This is a genomic window from Novosphingobium sp., from assembly GCF_041915465.1.
Lineage (GTDB): Bacteria > Pseudomonadota > Alphaproteobacteria > Sphingomonadales > Sphingomonadaceae > Novosphingobium.
In genome coordinates this window covers 1-16340 of the sequence record NZ_JAYSBK010000029.1, presented here as the reverse complement: position 1 = coordinate 16340, position 16340 = coordinate 1, and the positions used below count along the sequence as shown (strand labels likewise).

At 64.1% G+C, this 16340-nt stretch carries 17 protein-coding genes and 1 tRNA gene; 15 read left to right on the top strand and 3 right to left on the bottom strand.

Annotated elements, in window-relative coordinates:
* Both ACE3SN_RS07195 and ACE3SN_RS07190 read right to left on the bottom strand, forming a co-directional pair.
* On the bottom strand, window positions 1-870 hold the full coding sequence (locus tag ACE3SN_RS07195) for a hypothetical protein (protein ID WP_374528777.1): 870 nt from the start codon (window positions 868-870) through the stop codon (window positions 1-3).
* Complete coding sequence (locus ACE3SN_RS07190; protein ID WP_374528775.1) at window positions 867-1673, bottom strand: TrmH family RNA methyltransferase; 807 nt, start codon at window positions 1671-1673, stop codon at window positions 867-869. Before ACE3SN_RS07190 ends, ACE3SN_RS07195 begins: the two co-directional genes overlap by 4 nt.
* A 178-nt stretch (window positions 1674-1851) precedes the next feature.
* On the opposite strand from ACE3SN_RS07190, the gene ACE3SN_RS07185 reads away from it, so the two are divergent.
* The 4 genes from ACE3SN_RS07185 (at window position 1852) to ACE3SN_RS07170 (ending at window position 4637) form a co-directional block, all read left to right on the top strand.
* A tRNA-Tyr gene (locus ACE3SN_RS07185) sits at window positions 1852-1937 on the top strand.
* A gap of 62 nt (window positions 1938-1999) precedes the next feature.
* Complete coding sequence (locus tag ACE3SN_RS07180; protein ID WP_374528773.1) at window positions 2000-3127, top strand: beta-ketoacyl-ACP synthase III; 1128 nt, start codon at window positions 2000-2002, stop codon at window positions 3125-3127.
* Window positions 3127-3876, top strand: a complete 750-nt coding sequence (locus ACE3SN_RS07175; RefSeq protein WP_374528771.1) for a phosphatidylserine decarboxylase — start codon at window positions 3127-3129, stop codon at window positions 3874-3876. Before ACE3SN_RS07180 ends, ACE3SN_RS07175 begins: the two co-directional genes overlap by 1 nt.
* Before the next feature lie 53 nt (window positions 3877-3929).
* Entirely contained in the window at window positions 3930-4637 is a 708-nt protein-coding gene (locus ACE3SN_RS07170; protein ID WP_374528804.1) for a phosphatidylcholine/phosphatidylserine synthase, read from the top strand.
* Here the strand turns inward: ACE3SN_RS07170 and ACE3SN_RS07165 are convergent.
* Window positions 4618-4887: a hypothetical protein gene (locus ACE3SN_RS07165; RefSeq protein ID WP_374528769.1), complete on the bottom strand. Its 270-nt coding sequence runs from the start codon at window positions 4885-4887 to the stop codon at window positions 4618-4620. The genes ACE3SN_RS07170 and ACE3SN_RS07165 overlap by 20 nt on opposite strands.
* Window positions 4888-5286: 399 nt before the next feature.
* Between ACE3SN_RS07165 and rpsB the strand changes: the two genes are divergently transcribed.
* The 11 genes from rpsB to fabZ all read left to right on the top strand — a co-directional run.
* Window positions 5287-6060: a 30S ribosomal protein S2 gene (rpsB, locus tag ACE3SN_RS07160; RefSeq protein ID WP_374528767.1), complete on the top strand. Its 774-nt coding sequence runs from the start codon at window positions 5287-5289 to the stop codon at window positions 6058-6060.
* A gap of 90 nt (window positions 6061-6150) precedes the next feature.
* Window positions 6151-7074 (top strand): translation elongation factor Ts, encoded by a 924-nt coding sequence (tsf, locus tag ACE3SN_RS07155; protein ID WP_374528765.1) that lies wholly within the window; start codon window positions 6151-6153, stop codon window positions 7072-7074.
* Between the two features lie 192 nt (window positions 7075-7266).
* Window positions 7267-7986 (top strand): UMP kinase, encoded by a 720-nt coding sequence (gene pyrH, locus ACE3SN_RS07150; RefSeq protein ID WP_374528763.1) that lies wholly within the window; start codon window positions 7267-7269, stop codon window positions 7984-7986.
* A 4-nt stretch (window positions 7987-7990) separates the two neighbouring features.
* Window positions 7991-8548: a ribosome recycling factor gene (frr, locus tag ACE3SN_RS07145; RefSeq protein WP_374528761.1), complete on the top strand. Its 558-nt coding sequence runs from the start codon at window positions 7991-7993 to the stop codon at window positions 8546-8548.
* A gap of 62 nt (window positions 8549-8610) precedes the next feature.
* On the top strand, window positions 8611-9255 hold the full coding sequence (gene uppS / locus ACE3SN_RS07140) for a polyprenyl diphosphate synthase (protein WP_374528802.1): 645 nt from the start codon (window positions 8611-8613) through the stop codon (window positions 9253-9255).
* Window positions 9242-10012 carry a phosphatidate cytidylyltransferase gene (locus ACE3SN_RS07135; protein ID WP_374528759.1) on the top strand — a complete coding sequence of 257 codons (771 nt, stop codon included), beginning with the start codon at window positions 9242-9244 and terminating at the stop codon, window positions 10010-10012. The genes uppS and ACE3SN_RS07135 overlap by 14 nt, the downstream gene beginning before the upstream one ends.
* 2 nt (window positions 10013-10014) lie before the next feature.
* The gene (locus ACE3SN_RS07130) at window positions 10015-11166 is read left to right on the top strand and encodes a 1-deoxy-D-xylulose-5-phosphate reductoisomerase (RefSeq protein ID WP_374528757.1); all 1152 of its coding nucleotides are present in this window, start codon (window positions 10015-10017) and stop codon (window positions 11164-11166) included.
* 25 nt (window positions 11167-11191) lie between these two features.
* Window positions 11192-12283, top strand: coding sequence for an RIP metalloprotease RseP (gene rseP, locus ACE3SN_RS07125; RefSeq protein WP_374528755.1), 1092 nt, complete (start codon window positions 11192-11194; stop codon window positions 12281-12283).
* A gap of 164 nt (window positions 12284-12447) precedes the next feature.
* Entirely contained in the window at window positions 12448-15153 is a 2706-nt protein-coding gene (bamA, locus tag ACE3SN_RS07120; protein WP_374528753.1) for an outer membrane protein assembly factor BamA, read from the top strand.
* Window positions 15153-15914, top strand: coding sequence for an OmpH family outer membrane protein (locus tag ACE3SN_RS07115; protein WP_374528751.1), 762 nt, complete (start codon window positions 15153-15155; stop codon window positions 15912-15914). Before bamA ends, ACE3SN_RS07115 begins: the two co-directional genes overlap by 1 nt.
* A gap of 21 nt (window positions 15915-15935) precedes the next feature.
* On the top strand, window positions 15936-16340 hold a 405-nt coding region (fabZ, locus tag ACE3SN_RS07110; RefSeq protein WP_374528749.1), incomplete at its 3' end, for a 3-hydroxyacyl-ACP dehydratase FabZ.

Sequence of the window (16340 nt, the reverse complement as noted above, 5' to 3'; positions counted from 1 at the left end):
TCAATTTCCGAGCTTTATCAGCGCAGTGGGCGAATCCTTGCTGCGCGGATCGATCTTCCATTCAAGCTTCTGACCGCCAGGGACCGCAACCGGGCCTTCATCGGTGTTGTTGGCCATGATTTGCCCGTCGGTGGTCAGCGTGAAGGTGCCGTCCACCATAGGCAGGCTGTCCATCGCGGCCTTTTCATCCGCGCTCATGCCGCCAGAACCCATGCCGGCCATCGGGCCCAGCATACCGCTTGTGCCGGCGCCTTCGAAGCCCGGGGAATCGAAGCGCACCGTGCCGTCGTTGCGCTTGTTGAGCATCACGAAGGGCAGGGTGGGCTGGATCCGCTCCATGGTCGGGAAAACGAAGTCGTAGTCCAGGTGGCCCGAGATCGCGAAGTCTACCTCGTAAAGCCCGTCTCCCTTGTAGGTCACGGCCTTCCACCCGGCCTGACGGCGCAGACGAGCAGCAATTTCTTCGCCAGCCTTGGGGTCGCTGGGGTCGATGCCGCCGAACATGGCGGACATTTCCTCGGCCTCTTTCTTGCGCTGGGCGGCGTTCTGCTTTTCGCTTTCGGCCCAGTCGGAGCGCTGCTGGTCCAGCTCTTCCTTGGTGCACTCGCGCTCGGTCATGTCGGCATCGTCGTTGTAACAGGCGCTGGGGGTGAATTCCTTGGCACCGGTGTCACCCATTTTCGAAAGCTGCGACAGGCCAAGCAGGAAAATCTCGCCCTTGTAGGTGTAGGTGAAACGCCCGTCCTTGCGCAGGTCGAGGCTGGAGACGAACTTGCCCGGCAGCACGAAGCAGGCGGCTAGCGCGGCGCTCAGCACCACGGCAAGGGCGGCGGCTGCAAGGCGGCGGGGGTTGAAGTGCAGGCCCATCATTCGCTCTCCCTGGTGGCGATGGCGTAAAGCGCGATCGCGGCGGCATTCGACACGTTGAGGCTTTCGATCGCGCTCGAGATTGGCAGGCGCGCCAGCGCATCGCAATGCTGCATGATGTTGTGGCGCATTCCTTCGCCTTCCGCGCCCAAAACCAGCGCAATGGGACCTGCAGGCAGGGCATCGCCAAGGTTGGCCGGGCCATCGCCGTCCAGCCCGATTCGCCAATAGCCCGCTTCCGCCAATTCATCGAGCGCGCGGGCAAGGTTCACCACGCGCACCCACGGCACCACTTCCAGTGCGCCCGAGGCACTTTTTGCCAGCGTGCCCGATTCGGGTGGGGCATGGCGGTCCTGGGTGATGATCGCGGCGGCATTGAAGGCAGCAGCCGAACGCAGGATCGCTCCGACGTTGTGCGGATCGGTTACCTGATCGAGAATTACCACTGGGCGGGCAGGGTCGCCATCAAGCACGTCTTCAAGATAGACATCTTCCAGTGCGTCACATTCCAGCACCAGGCCCTGATGCGGCGCATCGCGCGCAACGAGCCGGGCGAGATCGACGGGGGATGCCCATTCGACGGGAAAATCGGGCGGAAGTTCGCCATTGAGCGAAGCAACGCCTTCGCGCGTCGCCCATAGCTTGCGGTGGCGGCGTTCTGGATTCATGAGTGCGGCCTCAACCGCGTGCCGGCCCCACAGCCGCACGGCGCCGGTGCTGGCCCGGCCCGAGCCGCGTCCGCCCTGCATCCGTCCGGCGCGACCGCGCAGTGCCTTGCCCTTGCGGCCTTCTGCTTGCCGGCTCATGCGATGTTCTCCTGTTGCATGGATTGCTCCCTGCCAGCGCGAGACTTTGCAGGCAACTGTTGTCAGGCAAGTGTTGACAGGACGCCGCGCCTTCGGCATTGGCGCGCTTCCCTCGGCCGGAGCGGCCCGTTTGGGGTCACTAACAGCGGGGCAACCCGCGCACCGGCGAAGCAGGTGTGGACAGGTGGCCGAGTGGTTAAAGGCAGCAGACTGTAAATCTGCCCGCGCAAGCGTACGCTAGTTCGAATCTAGCCCTGTCCACCACCCTGCCACAGCATGTTACCGGCAAACTTGCTCTCCCGCGCCGCGCGCACTAGACCGCGCCGATGAGCGAAATCATCCCTGTCATCTCGGCCACCGGGCTCTACACCCCGCCCGATTCGATCTCGAACGCGGAACTGGTCGAAAGTTTCAATGCCTACGTGGCGCGTTTCAATGCGGACCACGCGGGCGAGATTGCCGCCGGAACGGTCAGCGAACTGGCGCCCAGTTCGGCCGAATTCATCGAGAAGGCCAGCGGGATCAAGGCGCGCCACGTGATCAGCAAGGCGCCGATTCTCGACCCCGAGATCATGGCGCCGCGCTGGGCCGAGCGGCCGAACGAGGAGATTTCGGTGCTCGCCGAAATCGGCGTGGCGGCGGCCAAGGACGCGCTGGCCAAGGCCGGGCGCGATGCCGGGGACGTCGATGCCGTGCTGTGCGCCTGCTCAAACATGCAGCGCGCCTATCCGGCGATGGCGATCGAGATTCAGGCAGCGCTGGGGATCGATGGCTTCGGCTTCGACATGAACGTCGCCTGTTCCTCCGCAACATTCGGGATCCAGACCGCGGCCGACTATGTGCGCGCGGGCCATGCGCGCTCGGTGCTGGTGGTCAGCCCGGAAATCTGTTCGGGCCACCTCAACTGGCGCGACCGTGACAGCCACTTCATCTTCGGTGACGTGGCCACCGCCGTGCTGGTCGAGGCCAAGGACTTTGCCCCGACAAAGCACTGGGAAATCCTCGGCACCAAGCTCAAGACCGTATTCTCGAACAACATCCGCAACAACTTCGGCTTCCTCAACCGCGCCACGCCCGAAACGGTGGGTAGCGCGGACAAGCTGTTCGTCCAGGAAGGCCGCAAGGTGTTCAAGGAAGTCGTGCCGATGGTTGCGACCATGATCGTCGAGGAATCGGAAAAGCTCGGCCTCGATCCCAAGGCCCTGCGGCGTCTGTGGCTGCACCAGGCCAACCAGGGTATGAATCGCCTGATTTCCCAGCGCGTGCTGGGCCACGAAGCAAATGAGGATGAAAGCCCCACCGTGCTCGATACCTATGGCAATACCTCGAGTGCGGGCTCGATCATCGCCTTCAACCTGCACAGCGCAGATCTGGCGCCGGGTGACACGGGCGTGATCTGCTCGTTCGGGGCGGGCTATTCGGCCGGCACCGTGTTCGTGCGGAAGGCGGCATAATGGCGGGCGAAATTCTCGACAACCGGGGGCGCGGCGAAGTCAGCTGGCATTTCCCGAAGTTCCATCCCGAATCCTACAAGTTCGCGGCGATTGCCGCGGCGGCGAGCGGGCTCTGCGCGTTCTTCGCTTGGGAAACGCTGGCCTGGCCGCTGGCCGCGCTGACGCTGGGCATCCTCGCCTTCTTCCGCGATCCCGAGCGCGTGACCCCGCAGGGCGACCGCTTCATCGTCGCGCCCGCGGACGGTCTGATCACGCTGATCCAGCAGGTCGAACCGCCGCGCGAACTGGTGATCGACGACGGCACCGGCGCGCCCGGATTGCCGAGCGGGCCGGTGACGCGCATCTCGATCTTCATGTCGGTGTTCGACGTCCACATCAACCGCGCTCCGCTCGGTGGCACGGTGCGGCGTGTGGTCTATATCCCCGGCAAGTTCATGAACGCCGATCTCGACAAGGCGAGCGAAGAGAACGAGCGCCAGCACATCCTGATCGAACGCAGCGAAGGCGCGATGATCGGCTTTACCCAGATCGCGGGCCTCGTGGCGCGGCGGATCGTGCCCTTCGTTAAGCCGGGCGACATGCTGGCCGCCGGTCAGCGCGTCGGCCTGATCCGCTTCGGCAGCCGGGTGGACGTCTACCTGCCCGCCGGGACCGAGCCGCGCGTGTTGATGGGGCAGCGGACCGTTGCGGGTGAAACGGTGCTGGCCGAGATTGGCCAGCAGCAACTGATCGAGGGCGTGAGCCAGTGAACGGCGATGGCCCGGACAAGGACCGGCTGACCGGCGGCCTGACGCTGCGGGCGATGGTGCCCAACGCGATTACCGCCGCCGCGCTCTGCGCGGGGCTGACGGGCATCCGCTTTGCCATTCTGCAGGATTGGCAGCACGCGGTCATGGCGATCATTATCGCCGGGCTGCTCGACGGGATCGACGGGCGCATCGCGCGCCTGCTCAAGGCGCAGTCGCGCTTCGGGGCCGAGCTTGACAGCCTGGCTGACAATGTCTCGTTCGGGGTTGCTCCGGCGCTGATCCTGTTCCTGTGGTCCTTGCAGGAATTGCCGCGCCTGGGCTGGTTCGCCTCGCTGGCCTATGCCATCGCCTGCGCACTGCGCCTTGCGCGCTTCAATGCGCGGATCGACATGGCGGACGAACCGCGCAAGCAGGCCGGGTTCCTCACCGGGGTGCCCGCGCCGGTCGGGGCGGGCCTCGTGTTCCTGCCAATGTACCTGTGGTTCGTCAGCGACCGGGCGGAACTGCGCGAGCCCGTGCTGGTCGGCGTGTGGCTGGTAGCGATGGGCTTCCTGATGATCTCCAGCGTCGCAACCCTTGGCTGGGGCAAGTTGCGCCCGCGCAAGGCGGTGCGGCTGCCGGTCCTTGCACTGATCGGACTGGCCGGCGCGGCGGCGCTGACCGAGCCGTGGTGGACGCTTGTCGGGATTTGCGTGATTTACCTTGCCCTGCTGCCGGTCGGCGTTGTCAGTTACGCCCGGATCAAGCGGCAACGCGGGTAATTTCGCCCATGCAGGCCGGACGCTGACGCACGGGCAGGGCGACAACCTTGCCGTCGTCCCAGCGGTTGTCGTCCCAGCCGCTGATCACTTCGACGACACGAAAGGAATACTCCCGGGTTTCGGGACAGTCCCGCAGCGCGCCATGCAGGCCCCGGATCGCGGGCAGTGCATTGCGCAGTGTCGTAACGATCGAAACCACGGCCAGCAGACCGACCAGGGCAAAGGGGGCAAGCGCAGCAAGACCAGTCATCCGAGCGTTCCTTCGTTTCGGCCCCGGCCTGCGGACAGACCTGTTGAGGGCTTGTGGATAAGTTGCGAACGGGGTAAAGAAGTTCTTGTTCCGTTCCGATACAGCGCTTGTTCTTTATTTGTTCCACTCCGTCAAGCGCTTTTTTAAGCGGCGATGCTCACACGTTGCTCCGCCGCATTGGCCAATATCCGCAAAGAAGCCTCGCGAATCGCATTTTGGGCTGGATTTCCGCGGCGCCCGCCGCTAAGGGCGCGCTCGCTTGCAGGCGTTTGGGGCCAGATCGGCCTCGTTCGTGTCGTGCAGGCAAATCCACATGGGATGCGCAAGCATACCGGTGCCGCAGCGGGCCAAGCCCCACGGTTCCAGCATCCCAGAGGTAGAACCGGAAAGGAAAGTCCTATGGCGGCTCCCGTCGTCACCATGCAACAACTGATCGAAGCCGGCGCGCATTTCGGCCACCAGACCCACCGCTGGAACCCGCGCATGAAGCCGTACATCTTCGGCGCCCGCAACGGCATCCACATCCTCGACCTGTCGCAGACCGTGCCGCTGTTCGCCCGCGCGCTCGATTTCGTTGACGCGACCGTCCGCGCCGGCGGCAAGGTGCTGTTCGTCGGCACCAAGCGCCAGGCTCAGGAGCCGATCGCCCAGGCGGCGCGCCAGTGCGGCCAGCACTACGTCAACCACCGTTGGCTTGGCGGCATGCTGACCAACTGGAAGACCGTCAGCCAGCGTATCAAGTACATGAAGTCGCTCGACGAAAAGCTTTCGGGCGACACCACCGGCCTGACCAAGAAGGAAGTGCTCAACCTCACCCGTGAGCGCGACAAGCTGGAAATGTCGCTGGGCGGCATCCGCGATCTCAGCGGCATCCCCGACGTGATGTTCGTGATCGACGCCAACAAGGAAGAGCTGGCGATCAAGGAAGCCAACGTCCTTGGCATCCCGGTCATCGCGATCCTCGACTCGAACGTCTCGCCCGAAGGCATCGCGTTCCCGATCCCGGCGAACGACGATGCCAGCCGCGCGATCCAGCTTTACTGCCAGGCCGTTGCCGAAGCCGCCAAGAAGGGCGGCCGTGAAGCGGTCGTCGATTCGGGCGTCGATGTCGGCGCGCTGGAAGTGGCACCGGTTGAAGAAGCCGCTGTCGTGGAAACCCCGGCCGAGGCGTAAGCCCGACCGGTACCTGCGACTGTAATCAAATCGTAGCGCGCCGGGTCCAGTGGTCCGGCGCTGACGAACCTATCAAGAAGGACCGTTTCAATGGCCTATACCGCCACTGACGTGAAGAACCTGCGCGAACGTACCGGCGCCGGCATGATGGACTGCAAGAAGGCGATGGACGAAACCGGCGGCGACATGGAAGCCGCGGTCGACCTGCTGCGCGCCAAGGGCCTTGCCGCCGTCGCCAAGAAGTCGAGCCGCACCGCCGCTGAAGGCCTCGTCGGCATTGCCGTTTCGGGCACCCGCGGCGTGGCCGTGGAAGTGAACTCGGAAACCGACTTCGTTGCGAAGAACGACCAGTTCCAGGACTTCGTTCGCAAGACCACCGAAGTCGCCCTCGGCGCCGCTTCGGACGATGTCGAAGCGCTCAAGGACGCGGCCTATCCCGACGGCGGCACCGTTGCCGACAAGCTGACCAACAACGTCGCCACCATCGGTGAAAACCAGCAGGTGCGCCGCATGAAGACCGTCTCGGTCGCCAATGGCGTGGTCGTGCCCTACATGCACAACGCCGCTGCGCCGAACCTGGGCAAGATCGGTGTGCTGGTCGCGCTGGAATCGGACGCCGCTGCCGACGTGCTCGAACCGCTGGGCAAGCAGATCGCGATGCACATCGCGGCCGCTTTCCCGCTGGCGCTAAACGCCGACGACCTCGACGTCGAGATGATCGCGCGCGAACGCAAGATCGCCGCTGAAAAGGCCGCTGAATCGGGCAAGCCCGCCGAAGTCCAGGCCAAGATGGTCGATGGCGCGGTCGCCAAGTTCGCCAAGGACAACGCGCTGCTTTCGCAGCTGTTCGTGATGGACAACAAGACCCCGATCGCCCAGGTCGTCGAGCAGGCCGGCAAGGCCGCCAGCACCAAGATCGTGCTCAAGGACTATGTCCGCTTCCAGCTCGGCGAAGGCATCGAAAAGGAAGTGACCGACTTCGCTGCCGAAGTGGCTGCTGCTGCCGGGCTCTGATCCTAGCCGCGGCAAACGTCGAACAGAATTGGGCGCGGGGCTTCGGCTCCGCGCCTTTTTCTTTTTCCGACGCGGCGTAATTTTGGTGCTTGGATTGGCAATTCGGTGTGAGCAGGCGGCGCTCACGCCTTGGCATTGCCCCGCCATCGGTATAAGGCCCCACAAACCCTTCCGAGAGCGACCGAACCACCCATGAGCAAGCCCGCCTACAAGCGCATCCTGTTGAAGTTGTCCGGCGAAGTGCTGATGGGTAACCAGCAGTTCGGGATCGATCCCGAATTCGTCGCGGAACTGGCCAAGGAAGTGAAGGCGGCAAAGGAAACGGGGCTGGAAATCTGCCTCGTGATCGGTGGCGGCAATATCTTTCGCGGCATGGCGGGAGCGGCCAAGGGCATGGACCGCGCGCAGGCCGATTATATGGGCATGCTCGCCACGGTGATGAACGCGCTCGCGATGCAGAACGCGCTGGAGCAGCTGGGGGTCGAAACCCGTGTCCAGTCAGCGGTGCAGATGGACCAGGTGTGTGAACCGGTAATCCGCCGCCGCGCCGAGCGTCACCTTGAAAAGGGCCGCGTGGTGATCTTTGCCGCAGGGGTTGGCGCACCCTATTTCACCACCGACAGCGGGGCCGCGCTGCGGGCTGCCGAAATGCAGTGCGACGCGCTCTTGAAGGGCACCAGCGTTGACGGGGTCTATGACAGCGACCCCAAGACCAATCCGCAGGCAAAGCGTTACGATACAGTCGATTATGACACGGTTCTGGCAGATAACCTGAAAGTTATGGATGCTTCTGCTGTGGCGCTGTGCCGCGACAATTCGATCCCGATCGTCGTCTTTTCGATCCGCGAGAAGGGCAACCTTGCCAAGGTGCTCGTGGGTGAGGGGACGCAGACTATTGTGAAGAAAGGTTAGAGCCATGGCCAAGTACGATAAGGCCGATCTCGAACGCCGCATGAAGGGCGCGGTGGAATCGCTCAAGAGCGATCTTTCCGGCCTGCGCACCGGCCGCGCGAACACCGCGCTGCTCGATCCGATTGTGGTCGAGGTCTATGGCGCACACATGCCGCTCAACCAGGTGGCGACCGTTTCCGCGCCGGAGCCGCGGCTGCTGTCGGTGCAGGTCTGGGACAAGTCTAACGTGACCCCGGTTGAAAAGGCGATCCGCTCGGCGGGCCTCGGCCTCAACCCGATCAACGACGGCAACAACATCCGCCTGCCGATCCCCGACCTGACCGAGGAGCGCCGCAAGGAACTGGCCAAGCTTGCCAGCAAGTATGCCGAGAACGCCCGCATCGCGATCCGCAACGTGCGGCGTGACGGGATGGAAGCCCTGAAGGCCGATGAGGCCAAGAAGGAAATTTCGGAAGACGAGCGCAAGCGTGCCGAAACCGAGGTCCAGAAGCTGACCGACGAACAGATCAAGGCTTGTGACGAAGCCGCGGCGGCGAAGGAAAAGGAAATCCTCGGCAAGTGAGTTCGGCAGCCGCCTCCAATTTCGGCGGCGCCACTGGCGGCGCGCGCCACGTTGCGATCATCATGGATGGCAACGGGCGCTGGGCCAAGAAGCGTCACCTGCCCCACGTGGTCGGCCACCAGCGCGGCGTCGAAGCCGTGCGCACACTGGTGCGCGCCGCGCGCGGAATGGGGCTGGAGGCGCTGACGCTTTATGCCTTCAGCACCGAAAACTGGCGCCGCCCGGAAGACGAGGTTTCGGCGCTGATGGGGCTGCTCAAGCGCTTCATCCTCTCGGACCTGGAGGAGTTCGTCGCCAACAACGTGAAGCTCAGGATCATCGGTGATTATCGAGCACTGGCGGGCGATATCGTCTGCCTGATCGACGATGCGCTGGCGCGCACGGCCCACAACGACGGGACAACGCTGGTCATCGCGCTCAATTATGGCTCGCAGGACGAAATCGCCCGCGCCGCCGCCAAGGCCGCGGCCAAGGGCGCGATCACGCCTGCCGCGATCGAGGCGGAACTCGATACCGCCGGACTGCCGCCGCTTGACCTGTTGATCCGCACCTCGGGCGAGGTGCGCTTGTCGAACTTCCTGCTGTGGCAGGCGGCCTATGCCGAAATGTGGTTTACCGACGTGCTCTGGCCCGATTTTACCCCGGCACATCTTGCCGAGGCACTGACCAGTTTCTCCAACCGGGAGCGGCGCTATGGCGGACGCTGAAGCTGCACCGAAGAAGTCGGACCTCAAGGTCCGCGCCGCATCTGCGGTCGTGATGATCGCGATCGCCGGGCTGGCGATCTGGCTGGGTGGCTGGTTCTGGTTCACCTTTGTCGGCGCCGCCGCGCTGGGCGTGCTGTGGGAATGGTGGGGGCTGGTGCGCCGGTTCTCTTCCGGCCTGGCTGGACGGGTCGTCTGGATGGTGGGCGGGGTAGCCTATATCGGCCTCGCGGCCTCAATGCTGGCGCTGCTGCGCGATGCGCCGCCGACCGGTTGGCTGGTGTTGATGATTGTCATGCTGGCCGTGATCCTGACCGACATCGGTGCCTATTTCTCGGGCCGTGCGATAGGCGGGCCGAAGATTGCCCCCTCGATCAGTCCATCCAAGACCTGGGCGGGGCTGGGCGGCGGCATTCTGGGCGCAAGCCTGGGCGTGGCGCTGGCGGTGCGGTTTGGCACCAGCGATCCGTTCGCCGGTTGGGTCAACGCGGCGCTTGCCAAGCAGGGCATCGAAGAAAGCTATGCGGCCGTGAATCTGTGGCCGGGAATCACGGGCGCGCTCGTCTGGGGCTTGCCGATCGCCGTGGTCGCGCAGGCTGGCGACTTCTTCGAAAGCTGGATGAAGCGCCGTGCGGGCGTCAAGGATTCGGGCAAGTTGATTCCCGGCCACGGCGGCCTGTTTGACCGCGTCGACGGCCTGCTGGCGGTGATGTTCGGGTTCGGCCTGCTTTCGCTTCAGGCCTATCTGGCGGCGCTGTGACCGTGCGTTCGATCTCGGTGCTGGGGGCGACGGGCTCGATCGGTGCATCGACCCTCGATCTGGTGCGCCGCAACCGCGACGCCTGGCGGGTGGTTGCACTCACCGCCAATTGCCAGGCCGAGGAACTGGCCCGGCTGGCGATCGAATTCGGCGCGGAACTGGCCGTGGTGGCGGATGAAGCTTGCCTGCCGTTGCTGCGCGACAGCCTTGCCGGAACCGGGATCGAGGCGCTTGGCGGGCCCATTGCGCTGGTCGAAGCGGCTGCTCGCCCGGTAGACCTGACGCTGGCCGCAATCGTTGGCTGCGCTGGACTTGCGCCGACCATGGCCGCGATCGAGCAAGGCCGGGTGGTTGCACTTGCCAACAAGGAAGCGCTGGTTTCCGCCGGCGAAGTCATGACGGCCGCGGTGGCACGGCATGGCACGACGCTGCTCCCCGTCGATTCCGAACACAACGCGATCTTCCAGTGCCTGTCAGGCAATGACCTTGGCAATGTCCGCTCCATTACGCTGACCGCCAGCGGTGGGCCGTTCCGTGACTGGAGCGCCGAGCAGCTGGCCGCCGCGACGCCCGCGCAGGCCGTGAAGCATCCCAACTGGGATATGGGCGCCAAGATCAGCGTCGACAGCGCAACCATGTTCAACAAGGGGCTTGAACTGATCGAGGCGCATCACCTGTTCCCGGTGGCGCTCGAACAACTCAGGATCATCGTCCATCCGCAGTCGGTAGTGCATTCGATGGTGGAATACCGCGACGGATCGACGCTCGCCCAGCTTGGCCCGTCGGACATGCGCGTGCCGATTGCCTCGTGCCTGGCCTATCCCGCGCGGATGGATACGCCCTGTGCGCCGCTTGATCTGGCAGCGCTTGGCGAACTGACGTTCCGCGCGCCCGACGAGGTGCGCTTCCCGGCCACGCGACTGGCGCGCGAGGCGGCCGGGGCAGGGGGCGCCATGCCCGCCGTGCTCAATGCTGCCAACGAAATTGCGGTTGCGGCATTCCTTTCCGGTCATATCGCGTTCACCCGGATCGCGGTAATGGTGGAGCAAGTTCTGGAGCGCTATGCTCCCGCGCCTCCGGTATCGCTGGGCGATGTCCTCGCTGTCGATGCCGAGGCCCGGGCGCAGGCCCGCGCCCTTCTGGAGTTCGCATAAGTTGCACGCATCGCCTTCGCTTCTGATGACCATTGGCGCCTTTCTGCTGGTGCTGGGCCCGCTGGTCGTCCTGCATGAACTGGGTCACTATCTGGTAGGGCGCTGGTTCGGGGTGCGCGCCGATGCCTTTTCGATCGGCTTCGGCAAGGAACTGCTGGGCTGGACCGATAGCCGCGGCACCCGCTGGAAGCTTTCGGCCCTGCCGCTGGGCGGTTACGTGCAGTTCGCGGGCGATATGAACGCGGCTTCGATTCCCGATCCGGCGCTGGCCGATGCGCCGCCCGAAGAGCTGAAGGGCACGTTTCAGGCTGCAAAGCTATGGCAGCGCGCGCTGATCGTGCTGGCCGGGCCGCTCACCAACCTGTTGGTAGCGATCGGTATCTTTGCGGCCTTCGCCATGGCCTATGGCGTTCCGGTGGCAAGCCCGGTCGTTGGCGGCTTTTCCGAACATTCGGCGGCCAAGGCGGCGGGGATGCGGGTCGGTGACCGGATCACCGCAATCAATGGGGACAAGATCAGGTCGTTTGGCGACATCGTCGAACACGTTGTGATCTATCCCGGCCGGACGGTGACCGTGACGGCCGAGCGTGGCGGCCAAACCTACCGCATGCAGGTCACGCTTGCGCTCGACATCGAGAAGGATCAGTTCGGCAACGAAATGCGCCGCGGCCTGCTGGGCATCAGTCCGGCCGAGCTTGAATATACGCGCGTCGGGCCGGTTGCCGCACTGGCCGCGGGCGTCGATCAAAGCATTGAAGTCATGCGGATGATGGCTGTCGGCCTGCAGCAGATCGTGACCGGCGAACGTTCGGTGCGCGAGATGGGCGGGCCGCTCAAGATCGCGAAATTCTCTGGCGAACGCCTCTCGCTCGGCTGGCCGGAGTTCACGGCGTTCGCCGCGCTCATTTCAATTAATTTGGCATTCATCAACCTCCTGCCAATTCCTGCTCTCGACGGTGGGCACCTGGCATTCTACGCCGCGGAAGCAGTCCGCCGCAGGCCGCTGGGCATCCGCAGTCAGGAATGGGCGTTCCGCACCGGCATGGCATTCGTGCTTGGCCTGATGCTGTTCGTCACCTTGAACGATTTGATCGACCTGCTCCCGCTGGGGAAATAGGCCGGAAGGAACTTTGATAACTGCGGACTAAGCAGCGTCTCTGCTTGATTGGCCAGCGCGCATCGGGCAGAGGGCGGGGACATGTCTGTAAAGCGCGGATAGCTCTGTCTGATGCAGAGGGGCAAAGGCGCGAGACGCAATTTTTTACGGGAAATGCCGTGCCGATGAATCGACGCCTCAAGGATCGTACCGAGACTGCCCGCTCCGGCCTGCGCCTGGCCGCCGTGTTGCTGGGAACCTCGGTTCTGGCAGGGATGCCCGGTATTGCCGCAGCGCAAACTGCCGCCGCGCCTGGGCCAGCCGTACCCGGGACGGCCGCGCCCGGGACGGCCGCTCCGGCTGTTGCGGCTGCGCCTGCCGCCGAAACCATCACGGCGATCAATGTGGTTGGGGCCCAGCGTCTCGAACCCGATACGATCCGCTCGTACATCAAGATGCGGGTCGGCCAGCCCTATAGTCAGGCCAGCGCCGACCAGGCGCTCAAGGACCTGTTCGCGACCGAACTGTTCGCCAACGTCCAGATCAGCCAGGCGAACGGCGTGGTGACGATCGAGGTCAAGGAAAACCCAGTCATCAACCGCATCATCCTTGAAGGCAACAAGCGCATCAAGGACGAGAAGATCCTTCCCGAGATCAAGCTCGCCCCGCGCCAGATCTTCACCCGTTCAAAGGTGCGCGCCGACGTTGCCCGCATCATTGAGCTTTACAAGCGCCAGGGCCGCTTCGCCGCCAGCGTCGAGCCCAAGATGGTGATGCTCGACCAGAACCGCGTCGACATCGTGTTCGAAATTCAGGAAGGGCCCAAGTCGAAGGTCCGCCGGATTAACATCATCGGCAACGAGGCGTTTTCGGATGGCACGCTGCGCGGTGAAATGGTCACCAAGCAGGCCGGGATCACCAAGATCTTCAGCGGCGGGACCAGCTATGACCCCGATCGCATGGCCTTCGACCAGCAGAAGCTGCGCCAGTTCTACCTGACCAAGGGCTATGCCGACTTCCGCGTCGTGTCCGCCGTGGCTGAGCTTACGCCCGACAAGAAGGACTTCATCATCACTTACGTGGTGGAAGAAGGGAAGCGCTACAAGTTCGGCGACGTGAAGGTCGAAAGCCAGCTGCGCGACTTCGACGGCGAGCGGCTTGCCGCCCAGCTGCCGATGAAGAAGGGCGACTGGTACGACGCGAAGGTGGTGGAAGACACGATCGATCGCCTGAACGACACGCTCGGCGCCTTCGGCTATGCCTTTGCCGACGTTCGCCCCAGCTATGACCGCAACAAGGACGATCTGACCATGGGTCTGACGTTCCAGATTGCGGAGGCGCCGCGCGTCTATGTCGAGCGGATCGACGTCAACGGCAACACGCTGACCCAGGACAAGGTGGTGCGCCGCGAGTTCCGCCTGGCCGAAGGCGACGCGTTCAACTCGCTCCAGGTCAAGCGCTCCACCGCGCGCATCAACTCGCTGGGCTATTTCCAGGAAAAGTTCGAAGTCGAACAGGTTCCCGGTTCTGCGCCGGACCGGATCGTGCTGGAAGCCAACGTGCAAGAAAAGCCGACCGGCGAACTGCAGCTGTCGGCTGGCTATTCCAGCCTTGAAAAGCTGATCTTCCAGGGCTCGATCCAGCAGCGCAACTTCCGCGGCCGCGGCCAGACGGTCGGCCTCAGCCTGTCCTATTCGAACTATTCGAAGAGCGCCGAAGTCAGCTTTACCGAACCCTATCTGTTCGATCGCAACATCTCGCTGGGCGTGAACGTCTATCGCCGCGATCTCAACAGCTTCAACTACTACAACGCCAGCCGCAATAACCTCTACAGCCAGTCGACCACCGGCTTCCAGGTTCGCGCGGGCATTCCGCTGACCGAATATGTCTCGGCCGTGGGGAGCTATACGCTCAACCTCGACGACATCACCATTGATCAGACGCAATACTTTTCGACCCGCCAGAATCCGCCGCTGTCGGAATGCGATCCGCTGCTCGCCGGGCGCTATCTGTGCGACGCGATCGGCAAGCGCACCAGCTCGATCCTCGGTTTGTCGCTGATCTACGACAGCCTCGACAACCGCATGCACCCTTCGCGCGGGCGGTCGATGGCGGTGACTGCCGAATTCGCTGGCCTGGGCGGCTCGGTGAAATACGGCCGCGTGCGCGTGAACGCGGCGCAGTACTATCCCATCGGCAAGGGCTTCATTTTCTCGCTGCGCGGCGAAGGTGGCGCGATCAAGCCGTTCGGCAGCTATGGCAACGCGGCGCTGGGCATCGACGGCGTGCGCCTGACCGACCGCTTCTACCTGGGCGAGCCGACCATTCGCGGGTTCGACATTCGCGGCGTGGGCCCGCGCATTGTGCGCAAGACCTATGACACCGCGACCGGGACGTTCTCGTCGGATCGGAATACCTGGGTCGATGACTCGCTGGGCGGCAAGTATTACTACCTCGGCCATGCCGAGCTTGAAATCCCGCTCGGGTCCGGCGCCAAGGAACTGGGCCTGCGTCCGTCGATCTTCGTCGATGCCGGTGCGGTCTGGGGGATCACCACTCCCAAGATCCAGCCGCTGACGCTGCCCTATACCATGGTCTGCAATGGCACTGTCAGTTCGGGCTTCGTCAGCGCGGCGGCGGGCAGCACCACTCTGCCGAGCCTGCCCACCCTGCCTGCCACTTGCGTCGCGACGGGCGACGGCATCGCCGGCGGCACGCCGTTCCAGGAATTCTTCCTGGGCAATTCGCCCAAGCCCCGCATTTCGGTGGGTATCGGGGTGAACTGGAACTCACCATTCGGACCCTTCCGGATCGACTTCGCCAAGGTGCTCACCTCGGTCGATGGCGACGACAGAAAAGCATTCACGTTCAACGTAGGAACCCAATTCTGATGAAGACTATCCTCAAGACGGTGCTTGGCACCGCGATGGTTCTCGCCCTTTCCACCCCGGCTCTGGCCGACAAGAACAAGGACAAGGCCGTTCCCGCGCCGGTCACGGCTCCGGCACCGGCGGCCAACGGCGCGACGATCGTGAAGGGGATCGGCATCCTCAACATCGATGCGGCGATTGCCAATACCGATGCCTATCGCCTGGCCCAGCAGCAGCAGCAGGTGACCTACAAGCCGCAGATCGACCAGGCCCGCACCCGCAAGGGCCAGATCGACGCCCAGCTCAAGAAGATGAGCGACCAGCTGCGCGCCGACATGGCCGCGAAGAAGCCCGATGCCGTGCTTCAGCAGGAATACGTCGCGATCAAGCAGTACGAAGACAAGGGCAACCAGGAGCTGGAACAGATCCTTGCCCCGCTCGCGCTGTCTGACGCCTATGTGAAGGAACAGATCGCCGATCAGCTCGACCAGGCGGTGCAGAACGCCATGGCCAAGCAGGGCGTGACCCTGCTGCTTCACCCCGATGCGGTGATCGCACGCGCCAACGCCTATGAACTGACCGACGACGTGATCGCCGAACTCAACCAGCTGATCCCGGCGAGCAAGATGCAGCTCGTGCCGCCGGCTGGCTGGGTGCCGCGTCAGGTTCGCGAACAGCAGCAGGCCGCTCAGCAGCAGCAGCCGGGTGCCGCTCCGGCGGCTGCCCAGCAGCCCGCGCCGCGGCCGGTCCAGCCGGCTGGTCCGCAGCCCGACGGCCGCTAAGCGGCTATCGGGGAGGGGGCGATGAGCGAACCGATCAGCTATGACATCCCGAAGATCCTGGCCGCCCTGCCGCATCGCTATCCGATGCTGCTGGTTGACCGTGTGGTGAGCCTCGTCCCCGACGAGCAGATCCACGCGGTCAAGGCCGTGACCTTCAACGAAGGCTTCTTTCAGGGCCACTTTCCGGGCCGCCCGATCATGCCGGGCGTTCTCCAGATTGAGGCGTTGGCCCAGGCCGCCGGGATCCTCGCGATCGAGACGCTCCAGCTCGCCGGTTCGGGCAAGCTCGTCTATTTCATGGCGATCGAGGAAGCCAAGTTCCGCAATCCCGTGGAACCGGGTGTCCTGCTCAATCTTGAAGCCGGCTTCATCCAGAAGCGCGCACGGGTGTGCAAGTTCTGGGGCAAGGCCACGATCGAAGGCAAG

Bases quoted from the DNA above. Each gene is read 5' to 3' on its own strand.
- ACE3SN_RS07195 (WP_374528777.1), bottom strand. From the start codon at position 870: ATGATGGGCCTGCACTTCAACCCCCGCCGCCTTGCAGCCGCCGCCCTT.
- ACE3SN_RS07190 (WP_374528775.1), bottom strand. From the start codon at position 1,673: ATGAGCCGGCAAGCAGAAGGCCGCAAGGGCAAGGCACTGCGCGGTCGC.
- ACE3SN_RS07180 (WP_374528773.1), top strand. From the start codon at position 2,000: ATGAGCGAAATCATCCCTGTCATCTCGGCCACCGGGCTCTACACCCCG.
- ACE3SN_RS07175 (WP_374528771.1), top strand. From the start codon at position 3,127: ATGGCGGGCGAAATTCTCGACAACCGGGGGCGCGGCGAAGTCAGCTGG.
- ACE3SN_RS07170 (WP_374528804.1), top strand. From the start codon at position 3,930: ATGGTGCCCAACGCGATTACCGCCGCCGCGCTCTGCGCGGGGCTGACG.
- ACE3SN_RS07165 (WP_374528769.1), bottom strand. From the start codon at position 4,887: ATGACTGGTCTTGCTGCGCTTGCCCCCTTTGCCCTGGTCGGTCTGCTG.
- rpsB (WP_374528767.1), top strand. From the start codon at position 5,287: ATGGCGGCTCCCGTCGTCACCATGCAACAACTGATCGAAGCCGGCGCG.
- tsf (WP_374528765.1), top strand. From the start codon at position 6,151: ATGGCCTATACCGCCACTGACGTGAAGAACCTGCGCGAACGTACCGGC.
- pyrH (WP_374528763.1), top strand. From the start codon at position 7,267: ATGAGCAAGCCCGCCTACAAGCGCATCCTGTTGAAGTTGTCCGGCGAA.
- frr (WP_374528761.1), top strand. From the start codon at position 7,991: ATGGCCAAGTACGATAAGGCCGATCTCGAACGCCGCATGAAGGGCGCG.
- uppS (WP_374528802.1), top strand. From the start codon at position 8,611: ATGGATGGCAACGGGCGCTGGGCCAAGAAGCGTCACCTGCCCCACGTG.
- ACE3SN_RS07135 (WP_374528759.1), top strand. From the start codon at position 9,242: ATGGCGGACGCTGAAGCTGCACCGAAGAAGTCGGACCTCAAGGTCCGC.
- rseP (WP_374528755.1), top strand. From the start codon at position 11,192: ATGACCATTGGCGCCTTTCTGCTGGTGCTGGGCCCGCTGGTCGTCCTG.
- bamA (WP_374528753.1), top strand. From the start codon at position 12,448: ATGAATCGACGCCTCAAGGATCGTACCGAGACTGCCCGCTCCGGCCTG.
- ACE3SN_RS07115 (WP_374528751.1), top strand. From the start codon at position 15,153: ATGAAGACTATCCTCAAGACGGTGCTTGGCACCGCGATGGTTCTCGCC.